This is a genomic window from Mesorhizobium sp. M1406 (assembly GCF_040317555.1).
In the GTDB taxonomy this organism is placed as follows: Bacteria; Pseudomonadota; Alphaproteobacteria; order Rhizobiales; family Rhizobiaceae; genus Mesorhizobium.
Genome location: NZ_JAMYKW010000006.1, coordinates 206081 through 227554 on the forward strand (window position 1 = coordinate 206081; position 21474 = coordinate 227554).

A 21474-nucleotide genomic window follows, 5' to 3' on the forward strand; every position below is an offset into this window, starting at 1 on the left:
GGGCGGACGGACGAGCTCCCCGCGGGCATTCGACACCCGCCGCCACAAAATCAAAACCAGCCCTTGACCTTCCAGTTACTGGAAGCCCTATCTCCGCGTCACACACCGACCCATCGAGGCATTTTTCGCATGACGCATTCCGATCACGATCATCACGCGCATGGCGGCTGCTGTTCAGTAAAGGGCGCAGTACCTACCGCACAGGCCGTCGTCCGCGACCCGGTCTGCGGCATGACCGTCGACCCGGCCGCCGGCAAGCCGACGGCCGAGCACGATGGCCATCTCTATCATTTCTGCAGTCAAGGCTGCCGCACGAAGTTCGTCGCCGAGCCGGAAAAATTCCTGACGGCCACCGATCCGGTCTGCGGCATGAGCGTCGACCGTGCGACAGCCAGGCACTTTGCCCGCCACGAAGGTCAGGGTTTCTACTTCTGCTCCGCTGGCTGCCAGGCGAAATTCGAAGCGGAGCCGCAAAAATATCTCGGCGACAGGCCGGCGCCCCAGGAGATGCCCAAGGGCACGCAATACACCTGCCCGATGCATCCCGAAATCGTCCGCGACAAGCCCGGCGCCTGCCCCATCTGTGGCATGGCCCTGGAGCCGATGGGCGTGCCGACAGGCGATGAAGGGCCAAATCCCGAACTGGTCGATTTCACCAGGCGGCTCTGGGTGAGCGCGGCCCTGTCGGTCCCCCTTCTGATCATAGCCATGGCGCCCATGCTCGGCCTGACGTTTGAAGGCCTGGTCGAGGATCGGACAAAGGTCTGGATCGAGCTGGTACTGGCAAGTCCGGTGGTGCTTTGGGCTGCCTTCCCCTTCTTTCATCGCGGCTGGGATTCGATCCTCAACCGCAGCCCCAACATGTGGACCCTGATCTCGTTAGGCGTAGGTGCTGCCTATTTCTACAGCGTCGTCGCCACGCTGTTTCCGGACATTTTTCCGCATCAATTCCGCGGCCATGGCGGTGCCGTACCGGTCTATTTCGAGGCTGCCGCCGTCATTGTCGCGCTGGTCTTCCTCGGCCAGGTGCTGGAACTGCGTGCCCGTGAAAAAACCGGATCGGCGATCCGCGCCTTGCTTGATCTCGCGCCGAAGACCGCGCGGCTGATCGTCGCCGACGGTTCCGAAAGCGATGTGCCGCTTGACGCGGTCAAGGCCGGCGATCGCCTGCGCATTCGTCCCGGCGACGCGGTGCCGGTCGACGGCACGGTGCTGGAAGGCCGTTCCTCGGTCGACGAATCGATGATCACGGGTGAACCGTTGCCGGTCGAAAAGACTGAAGGCGATGCCTTGACCGGCGGCACGCTCAACAGACAAGGTTCGCTGATCATGCGCGCCGAGCGGATCGGCTCCGAGACGACGCTGGCGCGCATTGTCGAGCTCGTCGCCAAGGCACAACGCTCGCGCGCCCCGATTCAAGGGTTGGCCGATCGCGTTTCTTTCTACTTTGTGCCGACCGTCGTCCTTGTCGCGATCGCCGCTTTCATCGCCTGGGCCGTGATTGGACCCGAGCCCAGCCTGATCTTTGCCATCGTCTCGGCTGTGTCGGTGCTGATCATCGCTTGCCCCTGTGCGCTTGGCCTCGCCACGCCGATGTCGATCATGACCGCCACCGGGCGCGGGGCGCACGCCGGCGTACTGATCAAGGAAGCCGCCGCGCTCGAACGCTTCGCCTCCGTCGACACGCTAATCGTCGACAAGACGGGTACGCTGACCGAAGGCCGGCCGAAACTGACCGACGTCGTTGCGGCAAACGGCTTTTCCGAAGACGAATTGCTGGCGCTTGCCGCGGGTTTGGAAAAAGGCTCGGAGCATCCGCTGGCCGAAGCCATCGTCGAAGGCGCCGCCACGCGCGGTGTGACCGTTGCCGAGGCCAGCGGCTTCGAGGCGGTCACCGGCAAGGGCGTTTCCGGCACGGTGGCGGGAAAGAAGGTCGCGCTCGGCAATGCCGCGATGATGGCCGATCTAGGGATCGACACCGGGTCAGTCTCGGCTAGGGCCGAGGCACTGCAGACCGAAGGCAAGACGGCGATGTTCGTCGCCGTCGGCAACAGACTGGCCGGCCTTGTCGCTGTCGCCGACCCGGTCAAGGCGACCACCGCCGAGGCAATCAAGGCGCTGCATGACAGCGGCTTGAGGATCATCATGGCGACCGGCGACAATGAACGCACGGCCAACGCCATCGCCAGAAGCCTCGGCATCGATGAGGTTCGCGCAGGCCTGCTTCCGGAACAGAAGGCGGCCCTCGTCGAGGAACTGCGCGCCAAAGGCGCGGGCGTCGCCATGGCCGGCGACGGCGTCAACGACGCACCCGCGCTTGCCGCCGCCGATGTCGGCATCGCCATGGGCACCGGTGCCGATGTCGCGGTCGAAAGCGCCGGCATCACGCTGGTCAAGGGCGACCTCAACGGCATCGTGCGGGCGCGCACGCTGGCCCAGGCGACGATCCGCAACATCCGCCAGAACCTGTTCTTCGCCTTCCTCTACAATGTGCTTGGCGTGCCGGTCGCCGCCGGTGTGCTCTATCCGCTCACCGGCACGCTTTTGTCGCCGATGCTGGCTGCGGCGGCGATGAGCCTGTCCTCGGTGTCGGTGATATCAAACGCCCTGCGGCTCAGAACATTGAAACTCTGATCCAAGCTCCCAAATACGAAACCTACCCAACAGGAGACCATGAATGACCTTGGCTAGAAAACTCGTGCTTTTGCTGATGGCGGCCGGAATGCTGGTTGCCGTCTTCCTCGAAAGCGTTCCGGCGCAGAGCGAAGAGATGAAACACGACATGGGCGCCATGGCGACGGACGCGACCAGTCCTTCGACCGAAGGCTACAAGGCGGCGATGGACAAGATGCATGCCGACATGATGGCGTCCGAGTACACCGGCAATGCCGATGCCGATTTCGTCCGCAGCATGATCCCGCACCATCAAGGCGCCATCGACATGGCCAAAGTCGTGCTTGCCAACGGCAAGGATCCGGAAATCCGCAAGCTGGCCGAAGGCGTCATCGCCGCTCAGGAAGCCGAGATCAAGCAGATGCAGGCATGGCTCGCCGCTCATCCGGTGAAGTAAGGTTCAGGCAACCGCCAAGGCGGCGAGAACGCCTGTGGATTTCTCGCCCAGCCTGTGATGCGATCCGGCCCCACTGGAGCCCGCCATGCCATCGACCATCAGAACCACCAAACTGCCCTCAGGCGAAGCCGTTCAGGTGCTTGGTCAAGGCACGTGGAAGATGGGCGAGGATATCGGTCGCCGTGCCGATGAGGTGAATGCCCTCAAGCTCGGCCTCGACCTTGGCATCACGCTGATCGACACCGCCGAAATGTATGCAAGCGGCGGCGCCGAGGAGGTGGTGGCCGAGGCTGTTGCCGGGCGCCGCGACGAGACCTTCCTGGTCTCGAAGGTTCTGCCATCGAACGCTTCGCGCGCGGGCGTGCAGCGCGCCTGTGAAAACAGCCTGAAGCGCCTGCGCACCGACCGCATCGATCTCTATCTGCTGCATTGGCCCGGCAGCGTGCCGCTGGCGGAAACGGTCGCGGCCTTCGAGGTCCTGAAAAAAGCCGGCAAGATCCGCCACTGGGGCGTCAGCAATTTCGACGCCGACGAGATGGAAGCGTTGGTCGGCTTGCCCGACGGCGGCAATGTCCAGACCAACCAGGTGCTCTACAATCTGGTCCGGCGTGGCCTCGAATTCGACCTGGCGCCATGGAGCCGGCAGCGCGGCATCCCCTTGATGGCCTATTCGCCGGTCGAGCAGGGCACGCTGGCGCGCAATGCCAGGCTCGACGCCGTCGCCGCCCGCCAGAATGCCACGGCCGCGCAGATCGCCTTGGCCTGGGTGATGCATCAGCAGGGCGTCATCGCCATCCCAAAAGCCAGCAGCCAGGAACATGTCCGCCAGAATGTCGCCGCGCTGGACATCAAGCTTACCGGCGAAGACCTCGCCGAACTCGACCGCGCCTTCCCGCCGCCAACGCGCAAGCGCGGACTCGAGATGATCTAGGCGCTGATAGTGCAGGCCGCATTCCGTCACACCCCCTCTGTCCTGCCGGACATCTCCCCCCGCAAGGGGGAGATCGGACGTCACCTTGGCCTTCGCCAATCACCAACTATGGAGGACAAGCGGAGCGCTGAAGCTGCCGATCTCCCGCCTTGCGGGGGATATGCCCGGTAGGGCAGAGGGGGTGCTGTCCCGCCGATCTTTACCGGCTCGCCAGCCCCTTCAGCCGGTAGAGCGCCTCCAGCGCCTCGCGCGGCGTCATCTCGTCGGGATTGATCGCGCAGAGCGCGTCGCCGAGCGCATCGTTTTTCGCCGGCTTCGGCGCTTCGCGCTTCACCGCCACCGAAAACAGCGGCAGGTCGTCGACCAGGCGGTTGGTCTTGCCGGAAACCTCGCCTTCCTCCAACTGGTGCAGCACTTCCTTGGCCCGGTCTACCACCGCCTCCGGCAGGCCGGCCAGCCGCGCTACCTGCACGCCGTAGGAGCGGTCGGCGGCACCCTTGCCGACCTCATGCAGGAAGACGACGTCGTTCTCCCATTCCTTGACCCGCATGGTGACGTTGTGCAGTCGCACCAGCTTGCCGGCGAGCGACGTCATCTCGTGGAAATGGGTGGCGAAGATCGCCCTGCAGCGGTTCTTCTCGTGCAGATATTCGACCGCAGCCCAGGCGATCGACAGGCCGTCGAAGGTGGCGGTGCCGCGGCCGATCTCGTCGAGGATCACCAGCGCGCGCTCGCCGGCCTGGTTGAGGATTGCCGCCGTCTCGACCATCTCGACCATGAAGGTCGAGCGGCCGCGCGCCAGATCGTCCGAGGCGCCGACACGCGAGAACAGCCGGTCGACGACGCCGATATGGGCTGATGCCGCCGGCACGAACGAGCCGGTCTGGGCCAGGATGGCGATCAGCGCGTTCTGCCGCAGGAACGTCGACTTGCCGCCCATGTTGGGGCCGGTCAAAAGCCAGATCGCGCCGTTCCTGGCACTACCCTCCGGCGACAGGTCGCAATCATTGGCGACGAATGGGCCTTCGCCTGAGCGGCGCAGCGCCTGCTCGACCACCGGATGCCGCCCGCCCTTGATCTCGAAGGCAAGGCTCGAATCCACCACCGGCCGGCACCAGGCTTCGCTTTCCGACAAGAGCGCGAGTGCCGCCGACACGTCGAGCACGGCCAGCGCATCGGCGCCGGCGCGGATCTTTTCGGCTTCGCCAACCGCCTCCGCAGTCAGCGCATCGAAGGCGGCCAGCTCAATGCTGAGCGCCCGGTCGGCGGCATTGGCGATCTTGGTCTCGAGTTCGGCAAGCTCGGTCGTGGTGAAACGCATGGCGTTGGCCATGGTCTGGCGGTGGATGAAGCGCGCCTTGGCGCCATCGCTGCCGGTCATCACCGCATGATGGTTGGCGGTCACCTCGATGTAGTAACCGAGCACATTGTTGTGCCGGATCTTCAGCGAGCGGATGCCGGTTTCGTCGATCAGCGAGCGCTCCAGCCCGGCGATGACTTTTCGCGATTCGTCGCGCAGCGCCCGCATCTCGTCGAGATCCGGATGGTAGCCGCCGCGAACGAAGCCGCCATCGCGCTTGAGCAGTGGCAGTTCGTCGCCAAGCGCCTGCGTCAGATGTTGGGCCAATGCCTGGGGCAGCGCCTGAATGGCGGCCAATGCCGCCGTGAGTTCCTGGGGCAGGGCGGTCGCGGCAAAAATTTCAGCGATCGCGCCGGCCGCCTCGAAACCGGCGCGCAGCGCGCCGAGGTCGCGCGGCCCGCCCCGGTTGAGCGCCAGCCTGGACAGCGCGCGCGGCATATCTGCGACGCTCTTCAGGCTCGATCGCACCGCCTGGCAGAGCCGCGTCTCGGAGCGGAAGAACGACACCGAATCCAGCCTGGCACCGATCGCTGCCGGGTCGGTCAGCGGCGCCATCAGCCGGTCGGCGAGCAGCCTTGCACCGCCACCGGTGACCGTGCGGTCGATCGCCCTGAACAGCGAGCCTTCGCGGCTGCCCGACAATGTACGCAGCAGTTCGAGATTGCCGCGCGTCGCCGGATCGATGAACAGCGTCGAGCCCTGCTCCTCGCGCTCGGGACATGACAGCGGCGGGCGCTCGGCCTTCTGCGTCTTCTCGACATAGGCGATAGCGCCGGAGATCGCCGACAGCTCGGCACGCGAAAACGAGCCAAAGGAGTCCGGCGTCGCCACATCGAAGAAGCGGGCGATGCGCCCGGTGGCCGAGGCCGAATCGAACAGCGACGGCGGCTGCGGGCTGGCGACTCGGCCGAGCACGTCGAACACCGGCTTCAGCTCCGGATCATGGAACACCGGCTCGGCGACGATCAATTCACGCGGATCGACACGGAAGATGTCGGCCAGCAGCCGGTCGGCGGTAGTGTCGGTGACGCGGAAGGCGCCGGTCGAAATGTCGATCCAGGCCAGCGCAAAGGCGTGATCGCTGCCGCCACCCTTCACCCGCCCCAGCGCCATCAGGAAACTCGATTCCGATGGCGCCAGCAATTTGTCCTCGGTGATGGTGCCCGGCGTCACCAGCCGCACAACGTCGCGGCGCACCACCGATTTTGAGCCGCGTTTCTTCGCTTCGGCCGGATCCTCGATCTGCTCGCAGACGGCAACGCGGAATCCCTGGCCGATCAGCTTCTGCAGATAATCGTCGGCCGCATGCACCGGCACGCCGCACATCGGAATGTCGAGCCCTTGATACTTGCCGCGCTTGGTCAGCACGATGCCCAGCGCCCGGCTCGCCTTCTCGGCATCGTCGAAGAACAGTTCGTAGAAATCGCCCATGCGGTAGAACAGCAGCGAATCCGGGTTCGCCGCCTTGATCTCGATGAACTGCTCTATCATCGGCGTGGCGCCGGCAGTGGGCAACGGCGTCATGGCCTCGGGGGCGTCCGGCTCGTTCGGAATATGCATGTTCATGCACGGCACGCTAGCAGATGTGATGGCGCGGTTTAATGCCGGGGCTTCGAAAAACAGGGGACGACCGGGCTGCCGGGTGTTCGCAATTCCTGGACGACCCGCGATTCCCAAGCGCTGACGGTTTACACGCGGCGGCGTGTGGTCTTAATTCGGATCGAAACAAAGCACCCGCTTCAACGAGGTGCTGCACCGGTGAGGAAATCAAGAACATCATGGCCAGGAAAACCGAGAACAACGGTCCGTCCGTCAGCGCGCAGGAAGCGCTTGAATTCCACGCCATGGGGCGCCCCGGCAAGCTGGAAGTCGTCGCCACCAAGCCGATGGCAACGCAACGTGATCTGAGCCTCGCCTATTCGCCTGGTGTCGCGGTTCCGGTTCTGGCCATCGCCGAGGACCCCAGCCGCGCCTTCGACTACACGACGCGCGGCAACATGGTCGCCGTCATTTCCAACGGCACCGCCATCCTCGGCCTCGGCAATCTCGGCGCGCTGGCCTCCAAGCCGGTGATGGAAGGCAAGGCGGTGCTGTTCAAGCGCTTCGCCGATGTCGATTCCATCGACCTCGAGGTCGACACCGAGGATGCCGACGAGTTCATCAACTGCGTGCGTTTCCTTGGGCCCTCTTTCGGCGGCATCAATCTCGAGGACATCAAGGCGCCGGAGTGCTTCATCATCGAGCAGCGGCTGCGCGAATTGATGGACATCCCGGTCTTCCACGACGACCAGCACGGCACCGCCATCATCTCGGCCGCCGGCCTGATCAACGCGCTGGAAGTCACCGGCCGCGACATGAAGACCACGAAGATGGTCTGCAACGGCGCCGGTGCGGCCGGCATCGCCTGTATCGAGCTGATGAAGGCGATGGGCTTCGCGCCCGAAAACATCACTTTGTGCGACACCAAGGGCGTGGTCTTTCAAGGCCGCACCGAAGGCATGAACCAGTGGAAGTCGGCGCATGCGATCAAGACCGAGGCGCGCAGCCTTGCCGAGGCGCTCGACGGCGCCGACGTCTTCCTCGGCCTCTCCGCCAAGGGTGCGCTGACCACCGCCATGGTGCGGTCGATGGCCAAGAACCCGATCATCTTCGCCATGGCCAATCCCGACCCGGAGATCACGCCGGAGGAAGTGGCCGAGATCCGGACCGACGCCATCATGGCCACCGGGCGCTCGGATTACCCCAATCAGGTCAACAACGTGCTCGGCTTTCCCTACATCTTCCGCGGCGCGCTGGATGTCAGGGCAACCACCATCAATGACGACATGAAGATCGCCGCCGCCCAGGCGCTGGCAGCGTTGGCGCGCCAGGACGTGCCCGACGACGTCGCCGCCGCCTATCAGGGCAACCGGCCGAAATTCGGCCCCAACTACATCATCCCGGTGCCGTTCGACCCGCGCCTGATCTCGGCCATTCCGATCGCGGTGGCCAAGGCGGCGATGGATTCAGGCGTCGCCCGCAAGCCGATCCTCGACCTCGACCGCTACGCGCAGGAGCTATCCGCCCGCCGCGACCCGATCGCCTCGACCCTGCAGCGCATCTACGACCGCGTGCGCCGCCAGCCCAAGCGCATGGTCTTCGCCGAGGGCGAGGAGGAGCAGGTTATGCGCGCCGCCGTCTCCTATGTGAACCAGAAGCTCGGCACCGCCATCCTGCTCGGCCGCGACGACGTTATCAAGGACAACGCCAAGCTCGCCGGCATAGACCTCAACAAGCAAGGCATCGAGATCATCAATGCACGGCTGTCGCGCCGCAACGGCATCTACACCGACTATCTCTACGAGCGCATGCAGCGCAAAGGCTTCCTGTTCCGCGACTGCCAGCGGCTGATCAACAACGACCGCAACCACTTCGCCGCCTGCATGGTGGCGCTGGGCGATGCCGACGGTATCGTCACGGGCGTGACCCGCAACTATTCCACCGCGCTCGACGACATCCGCCGCGTCATCGATGCCAAGCCCGGCCACCGCGTCATCGGCGTGTCGATCGTGCTGGCGCGGGGCAGGACCGTGCTGGTCGCCGACACCGCCGTGCACGATATGCCGAACGCCGAGCAGATCGCCGACATCGCCGAGGAGGCAGCAGGCTTCGCCCGGCGCATGGGCTATGAGCCGAGGCTCGCCATGCTTGCCTATTCAACCTTCGGCCATCCGCAGGGTGAACGCTCCGAACGCGTCCAGGAAGCCGTGCGCATCCTCGATAAGCGCCGCGTCGATTTCGAGTATGACGGCGAGATGGCCGCCGACGTCGCGCTCAACGCCCGCGCCATGGCGCAATACCCGTTCATCCGGCTGACCGGCCCGGCCAATGTGCTGATCATGCCGGCCTTCCACTCGGCCTCGATCTCGACCAAGATGCTGCAGGAACTCGGCGGCTCGACGGTGATCGGCCCGCTGCTGGTAGGGCTGAACAAGCCGGTTCAGATTGTTTCGCTCAATGCCAAGGACTCAGACATCGTCAACATGGCGGCGATTGCGGCTTATACAGCGGGGGCTTGACGAAACGGTCCGCGCCGCGGACGAAAAGCCGACGACCTGGCTTTCTGACGGGACGGGTGTCCAGAACGCCGCCGGACGTCAGCCCATAAGAGATTGATAAGATTCAGCTGATATAGAGAACCTCTTGCCGACATGCCGTAACGGCATCTACGGCGCGCTCAGACCGCCAAACGGGGGTGCGGCCATGAAGCATGACGGAGTTCCAGCATCCGCGGTCGGCCACGGGGCCTACCACGACGAGCGCCTGGACGCGCTTCTCAGCATCACCGGCCGCATGGACGGCTATCTCTACCGCTGCCGCAACGATGCGTCCTACACCATGCTCTACATCAGCGACGGCATTCTCACTGTTAGCGGTTATCGGCCGAGCGATTTCATTCACAACGCGGTGCGCGACTATGTCTCGGCCATCCATCCGGATGATCTCGCCGCCGTCTACGCCGCCGTCGACGGCGCGCTCGAGACGCGCTGCAACTGGAACGTCGACTATCGCATCGTCCCGCGGGTCGGCGAACCGCTATGGGTGCGCGAGATCGGCGGCGGTGTCTGGGACGACACCGGCGAACTCGAGTTCCTGGAAGGCTTCGTCGTCGACATCAGCGACCGCAAGGTTGTCGAGGACCTCAATTCCCAGCTGCTGCTGGATCTGAAGGCAGCCAACGAGGAGCTGTCCGCGCAGAAGCGGGAGATCGAGCTGGCGAAGCTGCAGAGCGACCATTCGGCCAACCACGATGCATTGACCGACTTGCCCAACCGGCGCGCCTTCCACGACGAACTGAAATCGGTGGTCGCGCGCTGCGGCGCCACCGGCGAGGCGGCCGGACTTCTGTTCATCGATCTCGACCGGTTCAAGGAAGTCAACGACACGCTCGGCCACGAGGCCGGCGATGCGTTGCTGCAGCGCGTGTCGAAGAACCTTCGCTCCATCCTGCGCAGTGACGATTTCGTGGCACGGCTCGGTGGCGATGAGTTCGCCTTCCTGTTTTCGGGAGAGCCGGACCTCGCGCGGCAAAAGGCGGTGCGGGTCGCCGAGCGCATCCTGGAAAGGCTGCAGATCAAAATCCCGGCACCGGATAGCGCCATCCAGATCGGGTGCACCGTCGGTGTCGCCATGTGTCCCCTGGATGCCGCCGATTCGGATGCACTGGTCGCTCTCGCCGACCGGCTGATGTATATCGGCAAGAAAAGTGGCCGCAACCGGTTGGTCACTGCCGGGGAACTGACTGCGGAACAACAGCCGTCGTCCGGATCTCGCCACCCAGTTCGCAAGACCGCCTAGGCGCGACTGGGGTGTACCAAAGCCATCAAGCCGGCGCGAACACGCGTGCGGCCTCGACGACCTCCTCGACCTGATCCTGCCGCAGCAGGTCGATCGGGACTTGGCCTTCGAGGTCGGCTGAGGGGCGCGTCAGCCACAGCCACGCCAGCCTCGGATTGCCGATCAGGGACAGCACGGCGCGGATGCCCGCCACCGGTCTGCCGTCGACGAACTGCGCCAGCGGGAAGACATGTTTGCGGCCGCCCTTGCGCAGGGCGATGACCTCGCCCCGCCTTTGCCAGCGGTGCAGCGTCGACCGCGCGATGCGCAGGTTCTCCTCAAGATAGGTCGATCCGGCGACGCGGCCCGCCCAGTCCTCGATCAGCATCGATTCGAGGTCGTCGGACTTTGGCGGCGAAGTTTGCTCGATATCGGCCAATAGCGTCGTCGGCGGATTTGTGGCGCCAGTGATACCGGATTCGCCGCGGCGCGCAGCCTCCGCCGCCAGCGCGCGCACGAATTTCGAGGCCAGGCCGGGAAGGTCGGCATGGATGGTGTCGATGGCGCGCTGGTGTTTCGGCGACAGCAAGGTGACCGCGGAAGCTATGCTGCCGGCGATCTTGCCGACCGAGACCATGGTGGGCTTGTTGATGGCCTCGTCATAGTGGGCAAGCGCGCGTTCGACATCCTCCGCGACCATCTCCGCGAAGTCGTCCTGCTTGAGGCCTTGGATCTGAAATCTGTTCATGCACCTGTCTTCCGGGCCGCGCGCTCCTCCCAGCGGCCGGCTGTTGAACTTCTAGAGCGGAAAGCGGAAATCGCCGCGGCAACAGATACAGCAGCCCGACAGCTTGCTGTCTTGCATTTCTTGACACCCCAACTGGCCGAGGGCGCACCGAAATGTCAGTCGGGGCGCCTGGATTGCGTGTAGGTGCGATGTGTGACAGCCGCGCGACGGTGAGCGCACCGACCGCCAAACCGCCGATCTCCCCCCTGGGGGAGATGCCCGGCAGGGCAGAGGGGGGCGCGAAGGATCGCTATGGAGCGATGTTTGCGCCCGAGCTCCACGTCCTTCTGACGACGTCGACGTCGCGCATGGATCCAGGAATTCATGCCGTCTATTTTGGGGTTGGCGCCAGTGTAAAGCCTTGGAGATGCAGGCAGGACAGCGCCCCCTCTGGCCTGCCGGCCATCTCCCCCACGAGGGGGGAGATCGGCAGTTGTCCCTAAAGCAAACCCGCCTGCTCGGCCTCGCGTCGCAAATTCTGCCGCGGCCTGGGGCCGATCTGCTGGATCACCAATCCGGCCGCCAGTGAGCCAAGGTCGCCGCAGGTCTGCAGGTCGCGGCCTTGCGTGTAGCCATGCAGGAACCCGGCGGCATAGAGATCGCCGGCGCCCGTCGTGTCGACCAGTTCCCTGATCGCGGTCGCCTTGATGACCACGGTCTCGTCGCCGCGCACGATCACCGAGCCTTTCTCCGAACGGGTCACGGCGGCGATCCGGCAATCCTTGCGGATCTGTGCCAGCGCCTCGTCGAACGACGAGGTCTGGTAGAGCGACTTGATCTCGTGGCTGTTGGCAAAGACGATGTCGACCGTGCCCGAACGCATCAGGTCGAGGAACTCGTCGCGATAGCGGTCGACGCAGAACGAATCCGACAATGTCATGGACACTTCGCGGCCTGCCGCGTGCGCCAGCTTCGCCGTCTGCCGGATCGCTTCCTTGGCGCGCGGCGGATCCCACAGATAGCCCTCGAAATAGGTGACCTTGGCGCCAGACGCCTTGTCGGCCTCGACATCCTCAGGGCCGAGTTCGACGCAGGCGCCGAGATAGGTGTTCATCGAGCGCTCGCCGTCGGGGGTGACGAAGATCATCGAGCGCGCTGTCGGCGGCTCGCCCTTGAGCGGCCTGGTGTCGAAGGCGACGCCCTGCGCATGGATGTCGTGGGCATAGATTTCGCCCAGCGCATCGTTGGAGACCTTGCCGAAGAAGGCCGCGCGGCCGCCGAAGCTGGCGACACCGGCCGCCGTGTTGCCGGCGCTACCGCCGGAGGCTTCGATCGCCGGGCCCATGCGGCTGTAGAGCAGTTCGGCGCGCTGGGTGTCGATGAGGTTCATCGCGCCCTTGATAATGCCGTTGGTCTCGAGGAATTCCTCGTCGCACTGGGCGATGATGTCGACAATGGCATTGCCGATGCAAAGCACGTCATATTTCGGCATCAATGTCTCCGCCAAAAACCCGAGCCGGCTTCTTGCCACGCCGGCCCGGCGCGGGTCTAGCGATTTGAAACCGTTTTGCCTAGGTCGTGACACGCAACTTTGGCGGATCAGGCTGGAACAAGCCAAAGGCGCATCCGCCACGAGGCGCTATGACAATTCGACCGTGGCCGAAGCATTTCGTCGCCACACGGCCTACAAGCCTGGCTCAGCCGATTCTGTTTCGAAGGCGAGCCAGCCCCCCAATGTCCACAAAGAGCATGTCTACAAGGAACGAGCCAGCAAAGAACGACATGACGACCGACCTGGCACTGCTCGCCGTGCTGGCGGTGCTCTGGGGCGCCTCCTACACCTTCATCAAGATAGGCGTCGAGACGATCCCTCCGGTCACCTTCATTGCCGCCCGCACCCTGATCGCGGGTGGCATCCTGTTCGCCATCATCCGCTGGCGCGGGCTGGCCATGCCGGGCGATGCGGCAAGCTGGCGTCGGTTCGCCTTCCAGGCATGCCTCAACAGTGTCATCCCGTTCACCCTGATCGCCGCGGCCGAACGTTCGGTCGATGCTGGCCTCGCCACCATCCTGAACGCGACCTCGCCGATCTTCACCTTCCTTTTGACCGCGCTCATCACCCGACACGAGCCGGTCACCTTGCGCAAACTGATCGGCGTCGGCACCGGCATTGCCGGTATCTGCCTCATCATTGGCACCGAGGCGCTGGGTGGTCTCGGTCATGAATTGTGGGCACAATTGGCAATCGTCGCGGCGACGATCTGCTATGCCGGCGCGGCGATTTTCGGCCGTGGTTTCAAGGGCCTCGACCCGATGCTGCCGGCCGCCGGCTCGATGCTCTGCGGTGCAGTCATTCTCGTGCCGCTCAGTCTTGTGTTCGACCAACCATGGACGCTGGCGCCATCAACGGCGTCGATCCTGGCCTTGCTGGGCCTGTCGGTCTTTTCCACCGCGCTGGCTTTCGTCATCTATTTCCGCCTCATACACACGCTGGGCTCGGTCGGCACCACCTCGCAAGCCTATCTGCGCGTGCCGATCGGCGTCGGCATCGGCGCCGTCTTCCTTGGCGAAAGCCTTGGTTCGACGGCATGGCTGGGAATGGCGTTTGTCGTGGCCGGGGTGGCAGCGATGACCATCCCGGTTCGCAACCCGGCGTTTGCACGGTAAACGCCCAACGCTTGTGCTCGCGGCCTGCGCCGCCTATCTCGGAGGCGTCCGCCCGCGCGGTGGTATCCGCTAGAGGGGTCCAAGCACAGTGATTTTCGACGCTGCCCGCACCGCGGCCTTCGAGCTGCTCTCGCGTCCCTTTCGCGCCGTGTTCTTCAAGACGCTTGGGCTGACTTTGCTGGCGCTGGTGGCCTTGTGGTTCGGTCTGACCAGCCTTGTCGAGTGGCTGGCCCTGCCATGGCTGCAGACGCTTTTGCCCGGCATGCCCTCCTGGGCCGGGTGGCTCGGCGGCATCATCGCGGCTATCGCGCTTGCCTTCGGCATGGCGCTGCTCATCGCGCCGGTGACGGCTGTTGTCGCCGGCCTGTTTCTCGACGATATCGCCGACGTGGTCGAGCGCACCGACTATCCCGGCGATCCGCCCGGACGTGCCATGCCGGCGCTGCGCTCGCTGGTGCTGTCGATGCGATTCCTCGGTGTCGTCGTCCTCGGCAACATCGTCGCGCTGCTGCTGCTTCTGGTGCCGGGCGTCAACATCGCCGCCTTCTTCATCGTCAACGGCTATCTGCTTGGGCGCGAGTTCTTCGAATTCGCCGCCATGCGCTTTCGCGGGGAAGACGAGGCCAGGGCCTTGCGCAGGCACTATGCCGGCACCGTGTTTCTCGCCGGGCTGCTCATCGCTGCCTTCCTCGCCGTGCCGCTGCTAAATCTGGTGACCCCGCTGTTCGCCGCCGCCATGATGGTGCATCTGCACAAGGCAATCAGCGCGAAACATGCTACCCACCGGGGCTAGGCTCTGCTCAGCGTAGAAGGAAACCGAGTCCGAGTTCGTCGTCCGCCTCGACGATGAACTCAGCCCGCCCGGAATAATAGGCGCGGCCGCCGACGCGGGCGATGATCGCCTCGTGCGGGCCAGCCTTCGCCGTCCGCACCACGGATCCGGAAAAACGCGAGCCGGCGATGCTCTCGAACATGCGTGTCTGCCCGATCGCGATCTCGCCCTTGGCATGCATGGCCGCCAGCCTTGCGGTGACGCCGGAGCCGGTCGGCGAGCGGTCGACCTCGGCCTCGGCGAAGACACAGACGTTCTTCGTCACCTCATTGGAAAATGCGTCGCGGCCATCGGTCAGGATGGTGCCGTAGAGGAAGGCCAGGTCAGAATGGTCGGGATGCGACAGCGGAAATTCGGCCTTCAGCCTGTTGGTCAGCGCGGTTGCCGCATCGACGAAATCGCGTACCCGGTCGCGGCCGAATTCGAGCCCGAATTGGTGGCAATCGGCCAGCGCGTAGAAAGCGCCGCCATAGGCGACGTTGAAGCCGATCGTGCCATGGCCCGCAAGCTCTATCGTCTGGCCGGCGAACAGGAACGCCGGCACGCTTTCGAACGACACCGCGCCGGCCTTGCCGTCCCTGACCTCGACCGAGGCGACGACCAGCCCGCACGGCGCCTCGATGTTGACGATCGTCACCGGCTCGCGTTTCGTCACCAGTCCTTCGTCTACGGCGTAGCGCCCGAGCGCGACGATGGCATGGCCGCACATGGTCGAATAGCCCTCATTGTGCATGAACAGCACGGCGAGATCGGCGCCGGGCAAGTCCGGCTCGACCAACAAGGCGCCATACATGTCGTAATGACCGCGCGGCTCGAACATCAGGATTTTCCTGAGATGATCGAGACGGTCGCGCACATAGGCGCGCTTCTCCAGGATCGTGCCCTTCGGAATATCCGGATAGCCGCCGGTGACGATCCTGAGCGGCTCGCCGCCGGTATGCATGTCGACGACGGTAAGCGTCATGAGATGGCCCTATCTAAGCTGAAGGTTTGCCGAACAGGGCCTGCAATTTGCCGAAAGGCATGGCGGCGCGGGTGAAGCCGAACGTGCCGTCCTGCTGGATCTCGCGCGCCGCCGTCTCCAGCATTCCATAGGCGAAATTGGTCAGCCATGGCCCGAGCGAGATGCGCTTGACGCCGGCCATGCCGAGATCGGCGATGGTGAAGCCGGGCCTCGCCATGACGTTGACCGGCTTGCCGACCGCCGAGCAGATCGCACGCACCATCTCGACGTCGCCGATGCCCGGCGCATAGAGCACATCGGCGCCGGCCTTCTCGAAAGCCTGCAGCCGCTTGATGGTGTCGTCGAGGTCGGACTTGCCCCACAGGAAATTCTCGGCGCGCGCGGTGAAGACGAAATCGCGCTTCAGTGCGCGAGCCGCCTCTACGGCCGCCGCGACGCGCTCGACGGCATGCGAGAAATCATAGATCGGCTTGTCCGGGTCGCCGGTGTGGTCCTCGATCGAGCAGCCGGCAAGGCCGGCCGCTTCCGCCGCGAAGACGGTTTCCGCGGCACTGGTCGGGCTGTCGCCCTTGCCTTTCTCGAGATCGGCCGAGACCGGCAGGCTGGTCGCCGCCGTCAGCTCGCGGCAATGGTGGATCATCTGGTCGAAGGTCACGGCGCCATCCGGCAGGCCGCGCGAAAAGGCAAAGCCGGCGCTGGTCGTCGCCAGCGCCGTGAAGCCGAAAGAAGCCAGCAGCTTCGTCGTGCCGATATCCCAGGGATTGGGCATGACGAAGGTCGAGGCATGCAGGTCGCGAAAGATCTTGCCCTTGTCCATGGTAGTTCCCCCATCATGTGCGGTGTGGCTAAACGGGTTCTATCGTGCTCTTTTTGGCCGGGCAAACGAATGCGGTTGGTTCAGAAGCGTTTGGCGTTCTCTCCTGCCAATTTGTCCAGCGCGTCGGAATCCTTGGCGTAGCGCGATGTCTTCTGATGGCGGCATATGACTGGCAGGATGGGTTTCATGCGCGGCCTCAGGTCTGGCGGGCCAAGCTACCACGGCCGATCGAGGCGTACAGCAGTAGGCTGGAGATCAGGTCAGTGGATCGGCACCAGCCCGGCCAGCTCGCGCATGTCGTCGAACACTATGCCGCCGGCCTGGATCAGGCCATCTCGGTCGGAATGGGGATCGGCGTAATAGGAAAACACCCGCATGCCGGCGGCGATGCCCGCCTGCGTGCCGGCGACGCTGTCCTCGATGACGATGCAGTCGGCGGGCGAAAAGCCCATGGTCTTGGCCGCATGCAGGAACAGGTCGGGAAACGGCTTGCCGCGCGCGACCATGGTCGAAGAAAACATTGCGTGCTCGAACAGCGGTAACAGCCCGGTCTGGCCGAGCGTGATGTGCATCTTCGACACCCTGGCCGAGGTCGCGACGCAATAGGCGATGCCGGCTGAACGCACGGCTTCGACAAACTCGCGGACGTAGGGGATCGCCTCGACGCCATGGGCGAACAAGTCGGGCAGGCCGGCATTCCAGCGATCGACGAAATCGGCGCCGAGCCTGACGCTGGTTTCCTCTTCGATCTGTTTTTGCACCGACGCCATGCTGCGGCCGGAGAAATTCTTGCGGCAATATTCGAAGCTTGTCGGATAGCCGGCGGCGCTCAACCATTCGGCGAGGCGCCGATTGGCGAGGTTCTCGGTGTCGACCAGGATGCCATCGCAGTCGAAGATGACAAGTTTAGGCAGTTCAGACATCAGGCGGTGCCGGTCGATCCGAACCCGCCCGTGCCACGCGCCGTGCCGCCGGCCAATGTGCGTTCTTCCCCGGCCGCCTGCGTCACCGCCGCGAAGACGATCTGGGCGATGCGCATGCCGCGCGTCACGGCAAAGTCCTCGTCGCCGAGGTTGATCAGCAGCACCTTCACCTCGCCGCGATAGTCGCTGTCGATGGTGCCGGGCGTGTTGAGGACGGTCAGCCCATGTTTGAAAGCAAGTCCGGAACGCGGCCGCACCTGACCTTCCATGCCTTCCGGAATTTCCAGGATCAGCCCGGTCGGCACCAAAGCGCGTTTGCCAGGCAGGATCAGCAGCGGCCGGTCGTCGGGCACCGCGGCGCGCAAATCCATGCCGGCCGCACCGGTGCTTTCATAGGCTGGAAGGGGAAGTCCTTCACCATGCGGCAACCTGACGAAGCCGACGGTCGGACCGATGACGGAGGGAGTTTGAAGGGCTGCGCGCATAAAATCGATCCTATCGGCGCGAACGGCGATTCGGTCAACTCGACCGCAATGCTATCAACGTCTTTCTTTCAGGCATCACTATGACCTGGTCATCGGAACGACGGTGGTCTCCTTGATCTCCTCCATCACGAACGAGGCGGAAACGTCCGACAGCGCCACCTTGGCGATCAGCCGCTGGTAGAGCCGGTCATAGGCCTTCACGTCGGCGACGCGGGCGCGCAAGACATAATCGAGGTCGCCGGACATGCGGTAGACGCCGGTGATCTCGGGAAAGCCGGTCACCGCCGCGCGGAACTTCTGCAGCCATTCCGGGTCGTGGTTGGACGTGCGGATCAGGATGAAGACGGAAAGGCCAAGTCCGAGCTTTTCGGCATCGACCAGCGCCACCCGGCCGATGATGACGCCATCCTCTTCCAGCCGCTTCACCCGGCGCCAGCAGGCATTGCGCGACAAGGCCACCCGCTCCGACAGCTGGTCGACCGACAGCGTGCCGTCGCGTTGCAATTCGCTCAGCAATTTCCGGTCGATTTCGTCGATTTCCAATGCCATATGGGATGTTTGTCCCATCAATGGGCCAAATACAAGGATAATTTGAGACCGATGAACCGGCGAAGCGTGTCAGGATACTCATATCAGGAACTTCAAGCGCTGAAGGGGAACCAGCATGTCGGTCGCAAGGATTTTCACCTCTCATCCGGCCAAGGTCGGCGAAACCTATTTCGGCCACATGGCCTTTGCCGCTTGGTTCTCATCGCGGCTGCTGATGGCGGCGGGCGCCGCGCTCGTTCACGCTTTCTTGCCATTTCTGTTTGAAACTACAGCCAGCCGAATCGTTCGCGAACTCTACGAGCGGACGCACAACAGAGGCACACACGCGACCAAGGAGCCCGCGGCTCTTATGGATCGCGCCTAGAGGACGACAGAAGCGATGTGCCGATGGGCGGCCTATCTCGGTGAAGCGGTCTTTCTCGAAGACATCCTCACCGCGCCCTGCCACTCGCTGATCGCCCAAAGCCATTGCGCCCAGGAAGCAAAGTCGCCGACCAATGGCGACGGCTTTGGCCTTGCCTGGTATGGCGACCGTCCGGAGCCCGGTCTTTACCGCGACATCCTACCGGCCTGGTCCGATCCCAATCTGAAGAGCCTGTGCCGGCAGATCAAATCCGGCCTGTTCCTCGCCCATGTGCGGGCCTCGACAGGCGGCGCCACCAGCCGGATGAACTGCCATCCGTTCATCTCCGGCAACTGGTCGTTCATGCACAACGGCCAGATCGGCGGCTTCGAGAAGATCCGCCGCGCGCTGGAGAACTCGCTGTCCGACGCCGTTTTCGACCAGCGCGAAGGCACCACCGATTCCGAGTTGTTTTTCCTGCTGATGATCGACGAAGGGTTGGCCGGTGATCCGCAAGGTGCCGTCTCGCGTGCCACCAGCCGCGTGCTCGACGCCTCTCACCGCGCCGGTCTCGATCCGTCACTGAAACTCACCGCCGCCTTCTCGGAGGGGCAGGCTCTTCACGCTGTGCGTTATGCGACCGACGCCCACGCGCCGACGCTCTACACCTCCACCTTACGCAAGGGCGGCGGCCGCTGCATCATGTCCGAACCGTTTGACCGCGAGGGCGGCGATTGGCAGGCTATTCCGCCATCAAGCTTTGTCACCATGACCAGGGATGGCATGGCTATTCGTCCCTTTGCTCCGGCTGCGGCGAAGCTGGCCCTGGCCGTCTAGTTGCAAATCACGGCAACGTCGCGCGCATCGGCTGGCAATCACCCTCAGGGGTTTTGCGGCGCGCTGGAATGTCTCAGCCAATGGCGGTCGAAGACGTCGAGAATGGCGCGGAACTCGGCTGGCGGGATCTGGTGGACGCCGCCATCGCTGCCTCCCACGAGGAACCGTATGAGTTGTCGGTCGACCTGCTCCGGCTGGTCGATGGATATGCCGAGCGATGCCAAATCCTCTGATATCGACTGGTCGCCTAGCAGGTATCCGCCCCACGAGGTGGTCCCAGGCGCCGGATCGTGCAGGCGTACCATGAGGATCCTGGTCAATGACGGCAGGGTCTCCGGGCCGATAATAGCGGTTCCGCACATATACCCGCCAAGCACACTTCCCGGCTGCGACTGCGGCAACAGGCTGATGAAGAACTGGGCATCGCCGCCCGCTTCCTTCAGATGCACGTAAAGAGCGCGCTTGGCCGGCGTGACCGGGCCGCCAAGCACCAGCTGGCCTGTCGGCAAGGCTTCGCGATATGTGGCGGTCAAGCCATGCAGACCAGGCCCTGCCTCGATCGACAGGATGCCCTTGATGATCTGGCCGCGATAGTAAGGCGACCAGGCGCGCGAATAACATGCATAAGCACCGGTCAGCGCGAACACGAGGCTGCGCTCATCATGGCTGGAGGAGGCATCGAATTGATTGCCGGCGCGGCGTTCGAGCACCGCGCTGTCGACGCCGTGGCGGGCTGCGATGGCTGCGGTGAAGTGCGGCAGGTCGCAGTCGGCGATCCATGAGCCGGGCTGCTCCAAGCGAAGCAGCTTCGCCCAATCGTCATAGACACTGTGCTCGCGCGGCTGGGCGCGACCTTGCAGCCATTTGTCGGCGCGGCCGAGATCGAACGCGGTCTTGGGATTAACGGCTCGGAACGCCGCCGCCAGATCCTTGCGGGTGACGGTCCCCAATAACGCCGACGTCAGCCGCAATTTCTGCGCGATGTGCTGTGCCATACGGCTGCCTCTTGCTGCTTGCTGTCTGCCATATCATGCTGCATCTATCCTTTCACGATATATTTCCATTAGCTAATATTCCAGGAATTCCAGAGAATTCCACGGTATTCCGTACGTGCTGCCTTTTCCGGTAGCGGTCCGGCGCTAAGCTCGCGGAGGGCAAGGGGCATATCTTCCGCGAGAACGTGCTGAACGTGGGCCGAGCACGTCCCTTCCTTCGCAGAGCACTGACACGCTCCAATCGAGCAACGGGCAACCAAGCTCAAGGAGCCTGCTGGCAACCTTACGTTGTGGCACCTCAACCTGAAGGAACGACCGGATGACCTCGAATGCCTCTTCCAGACTGACGTTCATTGTATTTACCGCTGGTTGTATCGCGTTGGCGCTGCTCTTCCGATACGCGCCGGCCGGTGAATTCCCCTCGAAATATATCAAGGCCGCACCGGTGGCGCTCGCCGCAAATCCGACGCGCATCGACGTCGACAATGAGGCGCACGCCATACGCTTCTACATCGATGGCAAACAGGTCGCCTTGCTCGATCAGTCCGGTTTCAGGCAGTGAGGCGCCAAGCCGCGCAAGCCCGCGCGGCGGTTTTGAGTGCATGAGACAAGAACTTGGGCACGACGCATGGGTGATCCAGAAAATGCGGAGCGCTTT

19 protein-coding genes are annotated in these 21474 nt (G+C 64.0%); 10 read left to right on the plus strand and 9 right to left on the minus strand.

Annotated elements, in window-relative coordinates:
* Positions 1-129: 129 nt before the first annotated feature.
* From NKH03_RS08685 to NKH03_RS08695, 3 genes are all read left to right on the plus strand, one after another.
* The gene (locus NKH03_RS08685) at positions 130-2634 is read left to right on the plus strand and encodes a heavy metal translocating P-type ATPase (protein WP_352968055.1); all 2505 of its coding nucleotides are present in this window, start codon (positions 130-132) and stop codon (positions 2632-2634) included.
* Between the two features lie 43 nt (positions 2635-2677).
* Complete coding sequence (gene copM / locus NKH03_RS08690) at positions 2678-3070, plus strand: CopM family metallochaperone (RefSeq protein ID WP_352868970.1); 393 nt, start codon at positions 2678-2680, stop codon at positions 3068-3070.
* 85 nt (positions 3071-3155) lie between these two features.
* A complete protein-coding gene (locus NKH03_RS08695; protein WP_352968056.1) occupies positions 3156-4001 on the plus strand; it encodes an aldo/keto reductase in 846 nt (281 codons plus the stop codon).
* A 199-nt stretch (positions 4002-4200) separates the two neighbouring features.
* Here NKH03_RS08695 and mutS read toward each other — a convergent pair whose 3' ends face one another.
* Complete coding sequence (gene mutS / locus NKH03_RS08700; RefSeq protein WP_352968057.1) at positions 4201-6927, minus strand: DNA mismatch repair protein MutS; 2727 nt, start codon at positions 6925-6927, stop codon at positions 4201-4203.
* Positions 6928-7139: 212 nt separating this feature from the next.
* Here mutS and NKH03_RS08705 point away from each other — a divergent pair, with 212 nt between their 5' ends.
* Both NKH03_RS08705 and NKH03_RS08710 read left to right on the plus strand, forming a co-directional pair.
* Complete coding sequence (locus NKH03_RS08705; protein ID WP_352883138.1) at positions 7140-9419, plus strand: NADP-dependent malic enzyme; 2280 nt, start codon at positions 7140-7142, stop codon at positions 9417-9419.
* 184 nt (positions 9420-9603) lie between these two features.
* On the plus strand, positions 9604-10698 hold the full coding sequence (locus NKH03_RS08710) for a diguanylate cyclase domain-containing protein (protein WP_352968058.1): 1095 nt from the start codon (positions 9604-9606) through the stop codon (positions 10696-10698).
* A gap of 25 nt (positions 10699-10723) precedes the next feature.
* Here NKH03_RS08710 and NKH03_RS08715 read toward each other — a convergent pair whose 3' ends face one another.
* Together NKH03_RS08715 and NKH03_RS08720 are read right to left on the minus strand one after the other, a co-directional pair.
* Entirely contained in the window at positions 10724-11425 is a 702-nt protein-coding gene (locus NKH03_RS08715; protein ID WP_352968060.1) for an antitoxin Xre/MbcA/ParS-like domain-containing protein, read from the minus strand.
* Between the two features lie 478 nt (positions 11426-11903).
* A complete protein-coding gene (locus tag NKH03_RS08720) occupies positions 11904-12896 on the minus strand; it encodes an adenosine kinase (protein WP_352968061.1) in 993 nt (330 codons plus the stop codon).
* Positions 12897-13186: 290 nt separating this feature from the next.
* Here NKH03_RS08720 and NKH03_RS08725 point away from each other — a divergent pair, with 290 nt between their 5' ends.
* The gene (locus tag NKH03_RS08725; protein ID WP_352968062.1) at positions 13187-14071 is read left to right on the plus strand and encodes an EamA family transporter; all 885 of its coding nucleotides are present in this window, start codon (positions 13187-13189) and stop codon (positions 14069-14071) included.
* 88 nt (positions 14072-14159) lie between these two features.
* Complete coding sequence (locus NKH03_RS08730; protein ID WP_352968063.1) at positions 14160-14864, plus strand: sulfate transporter family protein; 705 nt, start codon at positions 14160-14162, stop codon at positions 14862-14864.
* Between the two features lie 7 nt (positions 14865-14871).
* Here NKH03_RS08730 and NKH03_RS08735 read toward each other — a convergent pair whose 3' ends face one another.
* The 5 genes from NKH03_RS08735 to NKH03_RS08755 all read right to left on the minus strand — a co-directional run bounded on the left by NKH03_RS08735 (position 14872) and on the right by NKH03_RS08755 (position 18641).
* Positions 14872-15867 (minus strand): proline racemase family protein, encoded by a 996-nt coding sequence (locus NKH03_RS08735; RefSeq protein ID WP_352968064.1) that lies wholly within the window; start codon positions 15865-15867, stop codon positions 14872-14874.
* Positions 15868-15880: 13 nt separating this feature from the next.
* On the minus strand, positions 15881-16684 hold the full coding sequence (locus NKH03_RS08740; protein WP_352883129.1) for an isocitrate lyase/PEP mutase family protein: 804 nt from the start codon (positions 16682-16684) through the stop codon (positions 15881-15883).
* Between the two features lie 260 nt (positions 16685-16944).
* Entirely contained in the window at positions 16945-17607 is a 663-nt protein-coding gene (locus tag NKH03_RS08745) for an HAD family hydrolase (protein ID WP_352968065.1), read from the minus strand.
* A complete protein-coding gene (gene dut / locus NKH03_RS08750) occupies positions 17607-18092 on the minus strand; it encodes a dUTP diphosphatase (RefSeq protein WP_352968066.1) in 486 nt (161 codons plus the stop codon). The genes NKH03_RS08745 and dut overlap by 1 nt, the downstream gene beginning before the upstream one ends.
* A 78-nt stretch (positions 18093-18170) precedes the next feature.
* The gene (locus NKH03_RS08755; protein ID WP_352968067.1) at positions 18171-18641 is read right to left on the minus strand and encodes an Lrp/AsnC family transcriptional regulator; all 471 of its coding nucleotides are present in this window, start codon (positions 18639-18641) and stop codon (positions 18171-18173) included.
* Positions 18642-18756: 115 nt separating this feature from the next.
* Between NKH03_RS08755 and NKH03_RS08760 the strand changes: the two genes are divergently transcribed.
* A complete protein-coding gene (locus NKH03_RS08760; protein ID WP_352868929.1) occupies positions 18757-19005 on the plus strand; it encodes a DUF6356 family protein in 249 nt (82 codons plus the stop codon).
* A gap of 15 nt (positions 19006-19020) precedes the next feature.
* Positions 19021-19821, plus strand: a complete 801-nt coding sequence (locus NKH03_RS08765) for a class II glutamine amidotransferase (RefSeq protein ID WP_352968068.1) — start codon at positions 19021-19023, stop codon at positions 19819-19821.
* A gap of 44 nt (positions 19822-19865) precedes the next feature.
* Here the strand turns inward: NKH03_RS08765 and NKH03_RS08770 are convergent, their stop codons facing one another.
* The gene (locus tag NKH03_RS08770) at positions 19866-20816 is read right to left on the minus strand and encodes a hypothetical protein (RefSeq protein WP_352883125.1); all 951 of its coding nucleotides are present in this window, start codon (positions 20814-20816) and stop codon (positions 19866-19868) included.
* 319 nt (positions 20817-21135) lie between these two features.
* On the opposite strand from NKH03_RS08770, the gene NKH03_RS08775 reads away from it, so the two are divergent.
* On the plus strand, positions 21136-21378 hold the full coding sequence (locus NKH03_RS08775) for a hypothetical protein (protein ID WP_352968069.1): 243 nt from the start codon (positions 21136-21138) through the stop codon (positions 21376-21378).
* Positions 21379-21474: the final 96 nt, after the last annotated feature.